Raw genomic sequence first — 18044 nt, 5'->3', positions numbered from 1 at the left:
AGAATACCCCCGCCCCTTGGCGTGCGGGGGTATCCGGAATTGTATCATCGGCCGGGCGGCAGCGGCCAACCCTGGTTTTGATCCAGCTTGAGGTTCTTGGTAAGCTCGGAACCAGGGATCGGGAACCAGTACATCCTCTTATCAAACTTGAGCGGACGCGGGTCCCGCTCGGGATATTCATATGTGTAGGTGCTTCCGGTCCTGGTGATATACACGCTGTGATACTTTGTGTTATTCAGCATCTCATGCGCCACTCCCCAGCGCTTGAGATCCCAGTACCGCTTTTGCTCCACAAGGCAGAACTCTACGTACCGCTCATTTCTGATCAGGTCGCGCATTTCATTCTTTGAAAGACTGCCCACGGTTAACGTTGTGGTGATCCCCGCTCTTGTTCGCACTTCGTTGACGGCATCGTACACCGATTTGTCCGGGGCAGGCAGGTATTCATTGGCGGCCTCCGCATAGTTCAGCAGCACCTCTGCATACCTGATCTCCAGCCAGGGCTGGTCGGAACCGGCGCGGTAGGAATAGTTGATGTTCTGGGTATCGAGCGCTTTCAAGGTGTAGTACCCGGTAAGGGTATTGCCGGCGTCCATATTCCCATAGTCACGGCCACCCTCGAAGGTTTCAAGCGTGATCTGTGTGAGCGCGCCTCCTTTGTTGCCCCAGGTTGCAGCACCGTTGTAACCGATGCTCGCATAAAAACGATCGTCGCGGCCCGTGTAGGGATCGTTGGCATTATAACCGGAACCGGGCTGCCCGATCAGCTTTCCGTTCTTCATGGGAAAAGCGTCTACCAGCTCCTGCAAGGGGAAGCGCTGCCCGCCATCGCCGGCGCCGAGGTACGGCGGTTTAACCAGTGCATCCAGGCCATGGGATTTAAATCCCCTTTTGTATTGCACCTCGAATATGGCTTCTTTGTTATTGACGGATTTATCCAGCCAGAGCGCCTTCAGATCGGGGTTGAGCTCATATTTCTCCAGCGCTATCACTGCCTGGTTGGCATCTGCCGCGGCCTTCCAGCGTTCCGCCGCTCCGGCGCCCTGCGTGTTGGAATGAATGGTTTCAATATCCTTATACAAGGCATTATCATCCGTGGTGAGATATTGAGGGCTGGCCCAGTATAAGGCCACTCTGCCTTTTAGCGCCAGGGCCGCTCCGCTGCTGACCCTGCCACGGGGCGCATCCGGCGGCAGCTCGGTGGCGGCCTGATCCAGCTCGGCAATGATAAACCTGAAACAATCGTTCAGGCTGTTCCTCGGAACGCTCAAATCGTCTGTAATATGCTGCACTTTGGTAATGATCGGCACACCGCCATAGCGCTGCACCATTTCAAAGTACAGAAATGCCCGCATGAACCGGGCTTCGCCTTTATAACGGGTTTTAGTGGCATCGTCCATCTGCGCGCCATCAATGTTAGCCAGGAAGTCGTTGATCCGCACTACCTCTTCATACTTCCAATAAGCGGTATATCCACCTACATCTCCATCCACCCACTGATCGTAAATATGATTATTGGGCTCATTGCCGGTCCAGTTGCTCCTGGAATCGTCGGCTATATTATCGTAGAAGTTATAATTCCAGCCGGGCCGGTCGCCATAGATCGTATTCAGGTACAGGCTGATGAGCTTGGGATCTTTCCACAGGTCTATTGATGTGATGGCATCCGGGTTGTTCTGGTCCAGCAGGTCGCTGTTACATGCGCTGAAAAGCAGGGATGCACCGGCCAGGAGCCATATATTCAAAGATATATACTTCATAAAAACAGTTCTTTAGAATGAAAAATTAAGGCCCAATGAAAGGTTACGTTGCTGCGGATAAGACCTGCCCGTACCATCGCCCAGCTCGGGATCGAACTCCTTGAAAGGGCTCCAGGTAAGCAGATTGGTCCCGGCTACATATACCCTGAGTTTCAGATTGCGTTTTCTCATCCACGGAAGCGTGCTTAATGAGTAACCAATGTTCACCGACTTCAGCCTCAGGTAAGCGCCGTCCCTCATCCAGAAGGTAGAGCTGCGGGAGTTGTTGTTACTGTAGTCTATCGTCGGCCTTGGATACTTTGCGTCCGGGTTTTCCGGCGTCCAGTAATCGGTAAGATAGGCAAAACTATTGTTTACTTCCGCCCTGAAAAACACCATCGCTTCCTCGCCCAGCATAATGGTCCGTTTACCTGCTCCCTGGAAGAAAATATTAGCGTCGAAATTTTTCCAGCGCAGGTCGGAAGAAAAGCCGAAGACCATGAGGGGCGCGCCGGAATTGTCGCTGATCTGCATCTGGTCGGCTTCGGTCACCTCGCCATCGCCGCTGATATCAGCATATCTGATATCGCCCACATTGGGTTTGGAGCCAAACTGGTTGACCCATTCGTCTACCTCCTTCTGGCTCTGAAAAAGACCTATGTCAACATATCCTACCATGGCATTCAGGGGGCGGCCCAGGCTGTTCTGGTAATCAGCGATACCCTCCGGCACGTCCAGCCTGGTGAGCTTATTGGTAGCATATGAAAAATTGAACCGGAAATTATAGCCGAAGGAATTGATATTTCCGCGGTAGGAAAGCGTCAGCTCCACCCCCTTGCTTTTCATTTCGGCGTAGTTCTCATCCGGCAGCCTGCGGCCGAATGTAGCCGGGGTAGACAGGATGCGCGGCCTCAGCATATCCCTCGTAGTCCGGAAAAAATAATCCGCTTCTATACCAAGATGGTTATTGAACAGCGTAGCATCCAACCCGATATTCTTCGATACCAGCTTTTCCCAGGTAAGATTGTAATTCGGGAAAACACCGGAAACGAGATTGATCTGCGATTCGTTTTCTATCACCGGCGGAAAGAAGTCCGGCCAGATGTTCGGATATTTTCCCTGCATGTAATTATAGGAATCCATAAACTGGAAGGAAGATATCTTGTCGTTCCCTGTTTCACCAATGGAAGCGCGGACCTTCAGGTTGTCGATAAAATCGAAAGCGCTGGTTTCCTTAAAAAAGGATTCTTCCGATATTCTCCAGCCGGCGGATGCCGCGGGGAACAATCCCCATCTCCGGGATTTGGCGAACCGGTAAGAACCGTCCCTCCTGGCCGATACTTCCAGCAGGTATCTGTTATCGTAGCCGTAGTTCAGTATTCCCACAAAAGACCTTCTGGCATCGCCGATCGTGGAGGTGCCGGACAGCGATTGTTCCAGCGGTCCGCTGGCATTCAGTTCATCCTTTATGGACGACACAAAATCCCGCTTCAGGCCACCCATCAGGAAACCTTTGCTTTCGAGCTGCTCGTATAAGGCTATCGCGGAAACGTTGTGCCTGCCAAATTGCCGGGTGTAATTCAGCGAAGCATTCAGGGTAAGCTGATTGGCTTCGTTCATGTCCTGGGTAAGCTGTGTTTTATTCAGGTTGTTGACGTTGATCAGGCTTGCTTCACCATTGTCTTTATACACCATGTAAGGGGTGTTGAACACTTTATGAAAAGTGGAATTTCGGATAATGGAAACGGTGCCTTTCAGGCTGAGACCGGGTGTGAGAACGTCCAGCTTTTGTTCGGCGTTCAGCGTGGCGCCGAATGTTTCGATGCGGTTCCTGTCGTACCCTGACGCGCTGGTTTCAGCCACAGGATTGGGCTGGCCATTGATGTAGTTGAACTGTCCGGAAGAATTGTACGGCCGGTAGATCGGCGCGGCCTGTATGGCGTGCATAAAGATCGGATAAGCGTCCAGGCCGGCGGCATTGGTGTTGGCCCTGCTTGCATCTATGCTCAGCCCTACTTTCAGCGTGCTGTTGATCCGGGCGTCTACGTTGCTTCTGAGATTATACCTTTGATAATTATACTGGTCCCACATGCCATTCTGGTTGGTATAGCCCAGGGATGCAAAGTAGCTGACCGCTTCCGTGCCGCCGTTTACGGATATGTTGTGCTGACTTAGCATGCTATTGCCTTTAAAGGTTTCTTTAAACCAGTCTGTACTGCTGGTTTTGAAGCTTTCCAGTTGCTCCGCGGTAAAGAATTTGCTTGCCTGTGAAGGGTTAGAAGGATCAAAGCCGCCGTTCAGCTGCGCCTGGTTGCGGGTGATGCCATACTCGTAAGCATTCATCATATCCGGATACCTGGTGGGTCTTTCGATGCCGGTGGAAGCGGTATAGTTGATCACCGGCTTACCGATATGCCCGCGCCTGGTGGTTACCAGGATCACGCCGCCAACTGCCCTGGCGCCGTATACGGCCGTGGCAGATGCATCTTTCAGAATTGAAATACTGGCTACATCGTTTGCGTCTATATTGCCGAAATCATCTCTTACCACACCGTCTACAAGGATCAGCGGGCCGGGTTCATTCACCGAGCTTCTACCCCTGATCTGTATCCAGGCGCCTATACCCGGCCGGCCGGACTGTGTAGTGGCCAGCACGCCGGTAACACGCCCCGCCAATGCGTTGGTGATATTGGAGGTGGCGGTCTGTTTCAGCTCGTCCCCGGAAACAGTGGAAATAGCGCTGGTCAGGTTCGCCCGCGTCTGCGAGGTATATCCTTTGATGACCACTTCATCCAGCCCGCGGATTTCCTCCGTCATGGTAACATCTATTCTTACCCGGCTGTTTACGGGCATCCGCTGCGTTTTGTAGCCTACAATGGAAAACACCAGTACACCATTTGCAGGAACGGTGATGGTATAGTTCCCGTTTTCGTCCGTCACGGCATGCTTGCCGGAACCTTCTATCAGTACCGTAACGCCGGGCATCTTCCCCGATTTATCGGAAACCGTGCCGTTCACTGTTATATCCGCAACCGGCGCCGTGCCTGCAAATACAGGACTGTAGCCGGAGATGACAAGAAGGAAAAATATAAGTGCGGCTAATCTGTTTTTCATAATCGTTTTTTGATGAGTGCGAAAAATGTTTATTTACGGATTGATCCAGAGCTCAGCATCGTCGGCCTCGAAATTCGGGCTCCAGTTATCTCCGGCGTCATTCGGCCTGTCCATCAGGAAGCCGATCCTGGCCGTTCCGCCTACGACGTTAAAATCGATGCTCAATTGCGTGTATCCGTTGTTGTTACCTACCGCTTTCTTTACGTCTCCTTCCCCACCGTTGGCGACCAGGTACATTCCTTCCATATCGGTGGAATTGATCCATACCTTGAAGGTGTACTTGCCATCTTCCAGTCCGGTGACCTGCTGCGTAACAGAGCCGATGTAAGCCAGCTCATACGTATGTCCGTTCCCCGGGTCTACAGACGGCGTCCAGAAGAGCAGGCAGCGGGTACCTGTTTTCGGTCTTTCCGCGATAAAGAAGCCGCCCCATCCCGGACTGCCGGGATAGCTTACCTTCACGGGTTCCCAGCCGGTGACCACATAGCTGTCCTTGGGGTCCATCTCAAAGCCGGGATTGGCGATCGCTATCATTTCCGGCGCTGTTAACTTCGGCACGCGGATGCTGATGGTCCTCGAATTTTCGTTGCCGGTAGTGCTTTTGGCGGTGAGCACCACGTTGTACCTGCCGTTTGCGGGGTACAGGTGCGTAGGTGATTCTTCCGTGGAAACCGGACTGCCGTCGCCAAAATCCCAGGTGAAGGATATGCCGTTCACGGATTTGTTGGTGAACGTTATTTTCAGGGGATCGGCTGGGTCTTCCGCATAGGAGAAGTTGATCTGGGGAATAATGTCTACCGGCTTCGTAGTTACGGTCAGCTCTTTGGTGGATTCAATGCCGGTAACGCTGACTACCGTCAATGCGATGGTATAATCGCCGGGGGTGGCGTAGGTATATGTTGGTTCCGTCTCATTGGAAACGGGGCTGCCGTCGCCAAAATTCCAGGTGATGCTTTTGGCGTTCTTCGATTTGTTCGCCAGCCTGACCGTGAGATTCTCGGGAGCCTGGATGGTGGCGGTAAAGTCTGCAACGGCCACCACCCGCGTAAAGGGAGAAGTGTCTATCTCCCTGGTGCAGGATTCCAATATTCCCGTGACAAGCAGCACAAGGGACATTGTGGTAAAGATCTTTTTCATACTATCATCATTTAAATAAGTGGTGAATGATCATCGTTTATTTTTTTTCATAGAACAGTCGCCATTCCGACAGCTGTGTAGCCTGATCACCGTTGTTGGCCGTGATGTGCAGCCGGTACCAGGTATAGGGAACTGTGTTTTCAAACGAGTATACTTTCGTCTGCATCCTTTCCTCAAAACTTTCCTTTGCCTGGCTGTCCAGCTTCACCCACTTTTTACCATCTACAGACCCCAGCAGCTTCCAGTTGCGGGGATCTCTTTCAGGCACATCGTTTGCCGATGATATGGCGTACTGGTTCACGATGACCGGTTCGGGCGACTGGTACTGTACCCACAGGTTACCGGAGAAGCCGTAGCAGTACTTGGTGTTCCTGTTGTTATCAAACAGCTTGTCTACATCTTCCTCTATCTTTTCAGGAACGAACTGGGCTTTTTTTACGCCGCCGTTGTTGGTAATGTCCGTCACTTGCGCGGACAATGACTGGGCGGAAAGGGAACACAGGATGATCCCTATTCCACGGATCAATTTTCTTTTCATAACTGGAATGAATTGATATTTGGTTGTTTAAGAAATGTATATGCAATAAGCCGCCAGGCGCAGATCAGGTGATGATCTGCACCGGTGCATCCGCTGCTGTTCCGGTTGTTTCTAAAATGAAAGGGCTGTGCCCGCTGTGAAGTTTTTCATTTGCGGGTAATAGTATCCTACCCCGTTTTCCGCTTCCGGATCAAACTCTTTGAAAGGGCTCCAGGTAAGGAGGTTCGTTCCGGCAATGTACACACGTAATTTCCTGTTATTCTTCTTCAGCCAGGGCCAGTTGAAGGTATAGCCTATGTTGACCGTTTTCAATCTAAGATAGGATGCATCCCGCAGCCAGAAAGTGGAGTACCTGTTATTGTTAAAGCTGGCATCGATCGTGGTGCGCGGATATTTTGCATCTTTGTTTTCGGGCGACCATGCATCCAGCAGATAGGCAAATGAGTTGTACTTGCCGCCGCGGAAGAGCGTAATCGCTTCCATGCTCAGCATTAACGACCGCCTGGCCGCACCCTGGAATAAAAAATCCATGTCAAATCCCTTCCAGCGGAGACCTCCTGAAATACCGTAAATGAATTCGGGCAGCATATCATATGGACTGATCACATCCTGGTCCTGGTCGGTGATCTCTCCATCACCGTTCACATCCGCATATTTGATATCTCCCGGCGCCTGCTTCTGTCCGAATTGCTTTCCGCCGTACCATTTCTCCACTTCTGTTTCCGACTGAAAAATACCTACCGCGCGGTATCCTACCTGGAAACCGACCGGCCGGCCCTGCCGCTTCTCCCAGGAAGGGCCATTTACCGGATCATCTATTCTTGTAATTTCATTGGAGGCAAAGGTGCCCTGCACGCCCAGCTCATACTGCAGCGCCCGCGTGTGCCCGGTATAATGCAGCACCAGCTCCCAGCCATTGCTCTTCATCTCCGCGTAATTCTCCTTGGGCAGCGTTCTGCCGAATGTGGCCGGTACGGAACGGGCGCGGTTCCATAGCATATCCGTTGTTGTGCGGAAATAATAATCGAAATTCAGGTCCAGCCTGCCTTGCAGCACCGTTGCATCTACCCCGATATTGGCGGTGCGCAGCTTTTCCCAGGTAATATCGGGATTGGCGTATACGCCATTATACAGTACGATGGCAGCCTCATTGTCCAGTACCGGCGCATAGAATGGCGGAAAGCTTCCGGGGACCTGACCCTGTGAAAAAAAATATTCATCAAGGTATTGAAATGCGCCTACGTTATCATTCCCGGTGATGCCGGCGGAAGCCCGCAATTTCAGATCGCTGAAAAAGCTGGTGTTGCGTAAAAACGGTTCTTCGGATAAACGCCATCCGGCTGAAACGGAGGGGAAGAGCCCCCATCTCCTGCCGGGCGGAAACCGGTAGGAACCGTCGTAACGCACCGTGGCGTTCATCAGGTACCGGTTGTTATAAGTGAAATTCACGATCCCTACCAGTGACCGTCTCGCATCGTCAATGGCCGATCTTCCGTCTATCGTTTGCTGATCGGGGCCGCTGGCATAAAAGTAATCCTGCCGGTTGGTAGGGAACTGCCGGCGGCTGGCGTTAAAGTAATCGCTGTTCTGTTCTATCTGTTCGTATAAAGCCAGTCCGCTGAATTCGCTTTTCCCGGCGGTCTTCGCATAATTCAGCGAGATGTTGCAGGTGTTGTTGGTAAACTGCCGCGACTCTTCGAACAAAGAGGTGCTTATCTGGTTGCCGATACCGATGGACCGTATGCCGGTGATATTCCCCTGACCATCTTCGCGGTACAACAGGTAAGGCGTTCTCCACCATTTCTGGAAGTACTGCCTTCTTACCATGGCCGCAGTGCCTTTTATGGACAAGCCTTGCGTAATAAAAGGCAGTTGCTGTTCAAAGAACACGGTTCCCTGGAATACTTCGTCGCGCTGCATGTTCTCCCCGCTTTCCCTGATATCTGCAAGGGGATGCGGGATCATGGCATCATAGTATCTTCCGCTGACCGTATAGGCGGGAACGGTAGGCGGTGATTGTACGGTGTGCTCAAAAATGTTGTAGGCGTCCAGGCCGGCGGCGCGGGTAATGCTGCGCCTTGCTTCCAGGTTGAGCCCTGTGGTGAGTGTTGCGTTGATACGTGCATCTATGTTGGCTCTCAGGTTGATGCGCCTGAAATTATAGGAGTCCCATAATCCCCGCTGGTACGCGCTTCCCAGCATACCAAAAAAGCGCACGTGTTCGGAACCGCCCCTGATGGAAAGATGCTGCTGCGACAGGGAGCCTTTCTCTGATAAAACGGTCTTCCACCAGTCTGTACCGGCTTTGCCCGACTTGAAATCCTGCAGTTGCTGCGCAGTGTAAAACCTGCTGGCATGAACGGGATTATCGGGATCATAGCCGGCATTCAGGCTGGCCTGATTCCACATAGCAGCATATTCATAAGCGTTCATCAGGCGCGGATACCGGGTAGGGCTTTCCATGCCGATGGAGCCATTGTAAGTGAGCACGGGGCGGTCCGCCGTTCCTCTCTTTGTTGTGATCAGGATCACACCGCCGGCGGCCCTGGCGCCATATACCGCTGTGGCGGCCGCATCTTTCAACACCGAAATGGTTTCTACTTCGTACGGATTGATGTTACCATATTCGTCGTTCCTGATGATCCCGTCCACCACCACCAGCGGGCCCGGTTCATTAAGGGATACTTTTCCCCTGATCCGGAAATATGCTCCGATACCCGGCCGGCCGCTCGTGGTGGTTGCCAGTACGCCGGGTACCCGTCCCGCGAGGGTATTGGAGATATTCAGGGTCGGCGTCTTTTGTATTTCAGCGCCCGGCACCGTGGCGATCGAGCTGATAATATTTCTTTTCTTCTGCGCATTATAACCCACCACCACTACCTGGTCCAGGGACCTTGTATCATTTTCCAGCGTAATGTTAAAGGGCGCCGAACGTTTTTCCTTTAATTCCACTTCCCGCGTAACATAGCCTACCATGCGCACCTGTATGCCTGCCGGCAGCTTTACATGTTCCAGTATGAACGCTCCTGATGTATCCGATGTGGTGCCGCGGCCGGCAGCCTTGATAAGGACCGTTGCGCCCGGCAACGCCGCTCCCTCTTCGTTAAAAACCCTGCCCCGTATAGTACAGCTGCTGTCTGTTTCTTTTTTTCTGAGGAGAATGGCAATACTGCTCCGGTTCACCCTGTAAACAAGTGGGGTGTTATTCAGCAGCAGGTCCAGCGTTTCTTCCAGGGAACGCATGCCTGCCGGCAGGTTCCAGTGCTGGTATGGGCTCAGCAGCGCATCTACATAAGCAAACCTGAAATCGGTCTGCTGTTCTATTTTCTGTAGCCCCGCCACTAACGGCTCGTTTTTCAAGCTGATCGTAACCATTGTACTTTTTATATTTTGTCCTTTCACAGGCATCGCCGGCAATACATTGACGAATAAAAAGAGTAAAACAGGTATCAGAGAATCGAGGCGCATATAAACACATTTTCAGGAGACATCCTGGCGGAGCACGACATTGCCGTACAACTCCATAATGAAAAAATTCATAACTTGGAGAAGTTTTAAAGTCCTCGAAACACTTAAAACGCCAGGCTGCGCTGATCCTGAGTCAGTGTAGCCTCTTTTTTTGGTATATGCTTTATTCTTTTCCTGTACATCCATCACCATCCAGCCAGATGGTATCTTTTTCATGTTCCCACCTGATGTCCGTCACCGTGGTAATCACATCCAGCACCTGCTCCAACTTGCTGTCGCTCAAAAAAGTGCCTGTGAACCTGCAGTGCCGCAGATCCTTGTTACGGAACAGGATCGTTACATCGTAATGGTCATTCAGAACGGTAACGGCCTCTCCCAGCGTCATATTCTTGAAGAAAAGGTTCTGGCGTTTCCATGCCGTCACCTGCCGCACATCCACCTGCCGCTGTATAACGGCTCCTGAAGTTTTATCCGCTACGATCTGACCGTTCCTGGTAAGTATGCCCAGCATCTTTTCCCGTTCTGACACCTGTACCTTGCCACTGGCCACAGTGACCGTCACATCCTCTTCCGCGGGATAATTGCGGATATTGAACCGGGTGCCCAACACCGTGGTGGTAAACTTCCCGGTATGCACCACAAAAGGCCGCCCGGCATGTTCCTGCACATCAAAGTAGGCTTCCCCGGTCAGGTATACATCCCGGCTATTCTCCTGGAACACGGGCGGATAGTCCAGCTTGCTGTTACTATTCAATATAGCGGTGGTGCCGTCCGGCAAGCTGATCACCTGGCGTACGGGCCGCTGGGCGTGATCCGCAGACAGCGGCGCGGTCTGCGGTGCTTTCCTCTCCCGCTGCCACCATGCCAGCGCCAGGCAGGCAAATAACACCGCCGCTACTTTTAAAAGCCGTATTACAGGTTTATGCCTCTTTTTCTGATGCAGCCTGTTATAATCTATCTGCTGCGCGGCTGCCCGCTCCCGGATGCTTGCATAGATCTTTTCTTTATCTGCTTTCCCCGATGGCTGATATTCCGGCGGCATCTTATCCCATAACGCCAACATCTCTTCGCTGACCAGGTCATTCTCCGACAGCTGCGACATTAGCTGCCAGAACTCGTTCAATTCGCTTTTACTGCAATTGTTCTGTAAATATTTTTCGAACAGATATTTTAGCCTGATGGGATTGGATGACATAATTATAAGACGGCTAAAAAAAGGGGGTGGTACTATTGCGGCCGGGTAATAATTTTTTCCGGGGTCAGCATCTGAAGAATACGCCAAGCGCTATCAGGGGTTCGATATCATTACTTTTCAGGTAATGGCGGATGGATTTCAGGGCTTCCGCCATACTATTGCGGACGGTATTCCTGGATAAGTTGAGTTGCCGGGCTATCTGGTCATGTGTTAATCCCTTTTCCCTGCTGAGGGTAAAAATAAGGCGGCGTTGGGGAGATAGCTGAAGAATAGCCTGCTGAAGGATGTCACGCGATTCGCCATCCAGCAGCCGGTGATCGGCGCCACAGGTTTCCTCCGTTTCCATTTCACGCGCAACGATCCGCTTCAGCTTTTCATCGCGACTGGCTATCTTGAAAAAATCCATGGCTTTGTTGTAGGCTACTTTTCGCAGGAAGGCATCCAGATGCTGGATATCCAGCAGCAGTTCCCGGCCTGTCCATAATTTCAGGAAGATGTCTATCACGATCTCTTCGGTGATCTCCGGGGATTTGATGATCCTGATCAGGTAGCCGTACAGCTTTGCCCAGTACAGATCATAGAATTGCCTGAACGCGCGTTCATTGCCTTCTGCAATCTGTGACAGCAGCTCTTTTTCCATATCGGGGGGATGGGATGGCAAATTTCTGATTTTGATCGATACCTGGTTGATACTTGTCAAAAGTAGCAATTTGATGAGAAAAACAAGAGAACGGGTTAAAAAATGGACAGACGTACGTATAAAAAAACCGGTAAACCGCCCGTCGAGGCTGCGTTTACCGGTTAAACCTGATGTTCATGAAGAAAGGTCACTGTTGACAGATGACAGTTGCTATCTGCATTGATTCCCTTAAACCTGTCTGTTTGTCTTTGTTTAATGAACAACTATCACCTGTCATCAATTCCCTTTTCTTCTATTGATAGCCTTATTGATAGCCGCCGCCCAGTGAGCGGTAGAGGTCTACCATCGCTGTCAGGCGCTGGCGGCGGATATCTACCTGTGTCAGCTCGGCCTGGAGGCTGTTGCTCTGGGCGGAGATGACTTCGAGGTAATTAGCGAGGCCGCTGCGGAAGAGCAGGCGGGCATTGAATACGGCCTGCTGCGTGGTTTGCAGCCTGGATGCGGCTATCTCCTGCTGGTCCTGCAGCTTGTCCAGCTGCACGAGCGCATCGGTGACTTCACGCACGGCGTTGGTCACTGCCTGGCGGAAGGAGATCACGGCCTGGTCGCGTTCCACTTTGGCCACTTCCAGCTGCGTCTTTAAGCGGCGCTGCTGGAATACGGGCTGCGCGATGTTCCCGGCTACGGTGCCGAACAGCGAGTTGGGCATGGAGAACCACTTCCCTATCTCGTAAGCATTGAGCCCCCCGTTGGCCGTGAGGCTTAACGTGGGATACATGCTTCCCTGTGCTACGCCCACATTGGCATTGGCGGCTTTCAGACTCAGTTCGGAGGCTTTCACGTCCGGGCGGTTGGCGATCACTTCCGTGGGTACGCCGGTATGCAGACTGTCCCACAGCGGGAAACGTTCGAGCGTGCCGTTCCGTATAACCGTACCCGGTAGTTGCCCGGTGAGGATGCGGATGGCATTTTCCTGTATCGCGGCGGCCTGTTCCAGCTGAGGGATCAGTAGTTCCGCGGCCTGGCGCTGTGTGATGGCCTGTTGTACGGCCAGCTCCGTTACTTCCCCGGCGGTCTTTTGCATGCTGATCATGTTCACGATCGTATCACTGAGGGAAACGTTGCGGCGGGCGATGGCCAGCTGCGCATCGAGCATCAGCAGGTTGAAGTAGCTGTTGGCTACGTTCGCCACGATACCGGTCTGCACGGCCTTGGCGGCCTCGAAGCTCTGCAGGTAAGAAGCCAGCGCGGCTTCTTTCTGCCGGCGGATCTTGCCCCATACGTCTATTTCCCAGGAGATGCCTACGCCCAGCGTATAGTCTTCAATGTGGCTGGTCTTCAGGAACTCATTCAGGCTCAGCCCGTTCAGGCTGTTTTTGGACGGTATGTTGGTATTGGCCGTGGCATTGGCTGTTACGGAGGGCAGCAGGGCGGCTTTGGCCTGTTTTACGTAGGCGGAAGCTGCTTCAATGCGCTTCAGCGCTATCTGCAGGTCGAAGTTGCCTGTCAGTGCTTCGGAGATCAGCTGCTGCAATGCAGGATCGGGGAAGAACTGCTTCCAGGGCGCTTTGGCCACGGTGCTGTCTGTTGCGGCGGTATTACCGAATTGTGATGGCAGCGCCACTTCCGGCCGCTGGAAGTCCTTACCCACTTTGCACGCGGCGAAGGAAGCGGCTGCCAGTATAATTATCAGATATTTTGAATATTGCGTCATGATCCTTGTTTTACTTTATACGGTTGCTTCTTCCAGCTCTTCTTCCATCTCTTCTTCATAGACCCTTAAACCAGGGCGGCCGGTTATTCTTTCCTGCAAGTACTGGAATATTACATACAGCACAGGAATAATGAATACGCCCAATATTACACCGGTCAACATACCGCCGATGGCGCTATAACCAATTGAATGGTTGCCCACTGCGGAGCCTTTCTGCACAAATACCAGGGGTATCAGACCTACGATAAAGGCGAATGAAGTCATCAGGATGGGGCGCAGCCTGGCTCTTGCCCCGGCCAGCGCCGATTCAAGCAGGCCCATGCCGTTGCGCCGCCGCTGCACGGCAAATTCTACTATCAGGATGGCGTTCTTCGCCAGCAAACCTATCAACATGATCATACCGATCTGTACGTAGATGTTGTTGTCCAGACCGGCAAAACCGATGAAGGCAAATACACCCAGGATACCTGTGGGGATGGTCAGGATAACTGCGAGCGGCAGCACATAGCTTTCGTACTGAGCGGCCAGCAGGAAGTATACGAACAGGATGCTGAGCAGGAAGATGTAGATCTGCTGGTCGCCGGCGCTGATCTCTTCGCGGGTCGCTCCGGTCCATTCGTACCCGTATCCATGCGGCAACGCTTCTTTTGCGGTTTCCTCAATGGCTTTGATGGCATCGCCCGTACTGTAACCCGGCTTGGGCGTACCATTGATGGTAACGGCATTGAACATGTTGTTACGGGTCACTGTTTCCGGACCGTATACACGTTTGAGCGACACCATGGATTTTACCGGCACCATCTCGTTCTGGCTGTTCTTCACGTAAATACCATCAAGCGAGTGGATATCCTTACGATAAGGTACATCAGCCTGCGCTACAACACGATAGTACTTCCCAAAACGGTTAAAATCCGAAACATAGCTGCTGCCGTAGTATATCTGCATGGTTTGCATCAGATCGCTAACGGATACGCCTAGTTGTTTAGCCTTGAAATTATCCACTTCTACCTTATACTGGGGGTTACCCGCGGAGAAGGTGGTGAAGGCTGCGCCGATTTCCGGTCTTTGCATTAAAGCACCGATGAAAGCCCAGGCACTGTTACCCAGCTGGTCCAGCGGGCGGCCCTGCTTATCCTGCAACATGAACTCAAAACCGCTCACGTTACCAAAGCCCTGTACTGTAGGGAAGGTAAAGAAGAAGGCGCTGGCATCTTTCAGCTGGCTTGCCGGCCCATACATCATGCCGGTGACCTCGTCGATGTTCTCCACATCCCCTCTCTCCCCTTTTTCTTTCAGGCGTATAAAACCTGCGGCATACGGGGATGCGGCGGCATTGCTGATAAAGTTAAAGCCGTCCACCGTCCAGGTATGTTTCACTGAGGGGAACTGGCGGATCGTTTCGTCCAATTTCTGCGTGGACTTGTGCGTTCTGTCCAATGAGCTGCCCGGAGGTGTGTTCAGTGCATATAATACGAAGCCCTGGTCTTCCGTAGGAATAAATCCGGTGGGCGTCTTTCTTACCAATATAAAAGCTATGACGGATACAATCACCAGCAGGCCGATGGCAACTACCTTCCTGCGGATCAGGAAATTAAGGCTCTTGATATACCGGTTCGTCATAGCGCGGAAACCGGCATTAAAAGAATTAAAGAAGCGGCTTCCAAATCCCGTCTTTCCACCATGCTCACCGTGCGCGGGTTTTAAGAACAAGGCGCACAACGCGGGGCTCAGGGTCAATGCATTGATCGCCGAGATCATGATGGCAATCGCCAGTGTGAATGCGAACTGCCGGTAGAATACGCCGGCAGGGCCTTCCATAAAACCAACGGGTATAAATACCGCCATCATCACCAGGGTAATGGAAATAACGGCTCCTGATATTTCGTCCATCGACTTCAGCGTTGCTTTTCTTGCCGGCCATCGCGTGTGTTCCATCTTGGCGTGCACCGCTTCCACCACCACTATCGCATCATCCACCACGATACCGATCGCCAGCACCAGGGCGAACAGGGTGAGCAGGTTGATGCTGAAACCGAATAGCTGCAGGAAGAAGAACGTACCTAAAATGGCTACCGGCACCGCAATCGCAGGGATCAGCGTAGAACGGAGGTCCTGCAGGAATATGTAAACCACGAGGAATACCAGCAAAAATGCGATCACGAGCGTTTCACGTACCTGATGTATGGAGGCGTCCAGGAAGTCCTTCGCGTTGTACATCACCACTGTCTTCACGCCGGTAGGAAGATTCGCTCTGAAATCCACCAGCAGTTGTTCGATGTTCTCCAGAATCTCATTGGCATTGGAGCCGGCCGTCTGGATAATCGCAAAACCAGATGCCGGTTTACCGTCCAGCAGGTTGTTCGCGCCGTAGTTGAGCGACCCGAATTCTATACGGGCTACGTCTTTCAGGCGAAGCATGGACCCGTCGCTGTTGGCCCTTACAACAATATTCTCATAGTCTTCATTCAGGCTCAGCTTCCCTTTGTATTTCAATACGAATTCAAAGGTTTCCGTGCTGTTTTCGCCCAAACGGCCCGGGGCGGATTCTATGTTCTGATCCCTGATCGCGTTCAGCACGTCTTGCGGGGCAAGGTTATTGGCTGCAAGGCGGTCCGGCTTTAACCAGATACGCATGGAATAGTCCTTCGCGCCAAAGACCTGCGCCTGGGCTACGCCGGGCACACGCTGGATCTGGGGGATCAGGTTGATCTTGATATAGTTTTGCAGGAATTTTTCATCGTATTCTTTAGGTTTTTCACTATACAAACCCATGAACATGATGAAACCGTTCTGCACTTTCTGCGTGCTGATGCCTGCCGTTACCACTTCCGCGGGTAACTGGCTGGTGGCTTTGGATACCCTGTTCTGCACGTTTACGGCAGCGATATCCGGATCAGTCCCCTGTTTAAAAAAGACCGTCAGCACCATACTGCCGTCGTTATTGGAGTTGGAGGTCATGTAGGTCATGTTCTCCACCCCGTTCACTGATTCCTCTATCGGGTTCGCCACGGAACGGGCCACTACTTCGGCGTTGGCGCCGGGGTAGACAGCTGTTACCGTCACGCTGGGCGGCGCAATGTCCGGGAACAAGGTAACAGGCAGGGCGAAATATGATATGATGCCCAATAATAACAGGATTATGGACACTACCGTAGAAAGGACCGGCCTTAATATAAATCTTCTTAACATGATGAATTCACTTTTTAGCTCGTAAGCAAAATGGATTTTTTGTACCTCCTGTTACTTACAATTGTTTTGATTTGAGCACGCTATCCGCCGGTACCGGCTGTGGTGTGATTACAGCTCCATCCTTTAAATTGGCTGTTCCGGACAAAACGATCCTTTCGCCTGCTTTCAGTCCGTCGCTTACAAAATAAAAGTTGGCTGTTTTACCGGCGATGCGGATGGGTCTGCTGGCTACTTTGTTGCTGTCAGCTACTGTATATACCAGCACTTTGTCCTGGATCTCGAATGTAGCTTCCTGCGGTATGGTAATGGCGGCGGGAACTTCCCGTGCGAACCTTACTTTGCCGGTGTTGCCTGTACGCAGTATGCCGTCCGCATTCGGGAAGGTGGCGCGGAAGGTGATGGCGCCGGTTGTTTTATCGAACTGGCCTTCTACCGCTCCTATTTTCCCTTTCTGGGAGAACGTACTGTTATCTGCCAGTATCAGCTCTACCGGAGGTGCGTTCTTCAGTTTCTCTTCAAGCGTTTTGCCTGGAAAATTGTTCTTGAATGTGATGAAGTCCGCTTCGCTCATTGAAAAGTAGGCGTACATTTCATGTACTTCGGAAAGCACGGTGAGGGGCTGGGCATCGGTGTTGCTTACCAGGGCGCCTACTTTATAAGGAATCCTTCCTATATAGCCGTTCACCGGTGCGGTGACGAGGGTATAGCCTACATTGATCCGCGCACTGCCTACTGCCGCTTTGGCCTGGGCTAAAGCAGCCTTCGCTACCTCATAGTTTGCTTTCGCTGTTTTCAATTGTACGTCAGAAACCACGTTGCTGGCTACCAGGGGTTCCAGGCGGTCCACTTCCACCTTCGCCTTTTCAACGTTCGCCTGTGCTGCAAGCTGGTTGGAGCTGGCGCCGTTCAGTTGTTCAGCATATACTTTCGGGTCTATTTTAAACAAGGGCTGCCCTGCTTTTACATGCGCGCCTTCATCTACAAATATTTTTTCCAGATAGCCGGACACCTGCGGGCGCACGTCTACATTCACCTTTCCTTCCAGCGAAGCGGGAAATTCCAGGTACGTAGTAGCCGGGGCCGATGCAACTACCATCACCGGCAACTGCGGAGGCCCTTGCTGAGGCGTACCTGCCTGGGGAGCTGAACAGCCATATAGTAGTACAGCCAACATCAGGATGCCTGGTGCGTAACGGAGTGGCGTATGTGTGATCATTTTTTTCAGTAATCGTTTCATGTGTTATTATATTATAGAATTTAACGTGCGTTTGATTTAAGCCGCCAGGGCAGATATGATATTGAACATATCA

General features: G+C 52.1%; 10 protein-coding genes. All 10 read right to left on the bottom strand.

Annotation, left to right across the window (positions count from 1 at the left end; genetic code table 11):
- Positions 1 to 44: 44 nt before the first annotated feature.
- Positions 45 to 1760 carry a RagB/SusD family nutrient uptake outer membrane protein gene (locus CCY01nite_RS15845; RefSeq protein ID WP_146863790.1) on the bottom strand — a complete coding sequence of 572 codons (1716 nt, stop codon included), beginning with the start codon at positions 1758 to 1760 and terminating at the stop codon, positions 45 to 47.
- Between the two features lie 12 nt (positions 1761 to 1772).
- Positions 1773 to 4853, bottom strand: a complete 3081-nt coding sequence (locus tag CCY01nite_RS15840; RefSeq protein WP_146863787.1) for a SusC/RagA family TonB-linked outer membrane protein — start codon at positions 4851 to 4853, stop codon at positions 1773 to 1775.
- A gap of 33 nt (positions 4854 to 4886) precedes the next feature.
- Complete coding sequence (locus tag CCY01nite_RS15835; protein WP_146863784.1) at positions 4887 to 5990, bottom strand: PKD domain-containing protein; 1104 nt, start codon at positions 5988 to 5990, stop codon at positions 4887 to 4889.
- A 37-nt stretch (positions 5991 to 6027) separates the two neighbouring features.
- Complete coding sequence (locus tag CCY01nite_RS15830; protein ID WP_146863781.1) at positions 6028 to 6528, bottom strand: discoidin domain-containing protein; 501 nt, start codon at positions 6526 to 6528, stop codon at positions 6028 to 6030.
- A gap of 111 nt (positions 6529 to 6639) precedes the next feature.
- A complete protein-coding gene (locus CCY01nite_RS15825) occupies positions 6640 to 9903 on the bottom strand; it encodes a SusC/RagA family TonB-linked outer membrane protein (RefSeq protein ID WP_186831087.1) in 3264 nt (1087 codons plus the stop codon).
- Positions 9904 to 10159: 256 nt separating this feature from the next.
- A complete protein-coding gene (locus CCY01nite_RS15820; protein WP_146863776.1) occupies positions 10160 to 11191 on the bottom strand; it encodes a FecR family protein in 1032 nt (343 codons plus the stop codon).
- Between the two features lie 64 nt (positions 11192 to 11255).
- Positions 11256 to 11852 carry an RNA polymerase sigma factor gene (locus tag CCY01nite_RS15815; protein WP_146863773.1) on the bottom strand — a complete coding sequence of 199 codons (597 nt, stop codon included), beginning with the start codon at positions 11850 to 11852 and terminating at the stop codon, positions 11256 to 11258.
- A gap of 283 nt (positions 11853 to 12135) precedes the next feature.
- On the bottom strand, positions 12136 to 13545 hold the full coding sequence (locus tag CCY01nite_RS15810) for an efflux transporter outer membrane subunit (protein ID WP_146863770.1): 1410 nt from the start codon (positions 13543 to 13545) through the stop codon (positions 12136 to 12138).
- A gap of 15 nt (positions 13546 to 13560) precedes the next feature.
- A complete protein-coding gene (locus CCY01nite_RS15805) occupies positions 13561 to 16734 on the bottom strand; it encodes an efflux RND transporter permease subunit (RefSeq protein WP_146863768.1) in 3174 nt (1057 codons plus the stop codon).
- Positions 16735 to 16789: 55 nt separating this feature from the next.
- Positions 16790 to 17971: an efflux RND transporter periplasmic adaptor subunit gene (locus CCY01nite_RS15800; RefSeq protein ID WP_146863765.1), complete on the bottom strand. Its 1182-nt coding sequence runs from the start codon at positions 17969 to 17971 to the stop codon at positions 16790 to 16792.
- Positions 17972 to 18044 lie beyond the last annotated feature (73 nt).

This window comes from Chitinophaga cymbidii (assembly GCF_007992715.1).
GTDB lineage: Bacteria > Bacteroidota > Bacteroidia > Chitinophagales > Chitinophagaceae > Chitinophaga > Chitinophaga cymbidii.
This window is presented reverse-complemented; position numbering and strand designations above follow the sequence as displayed.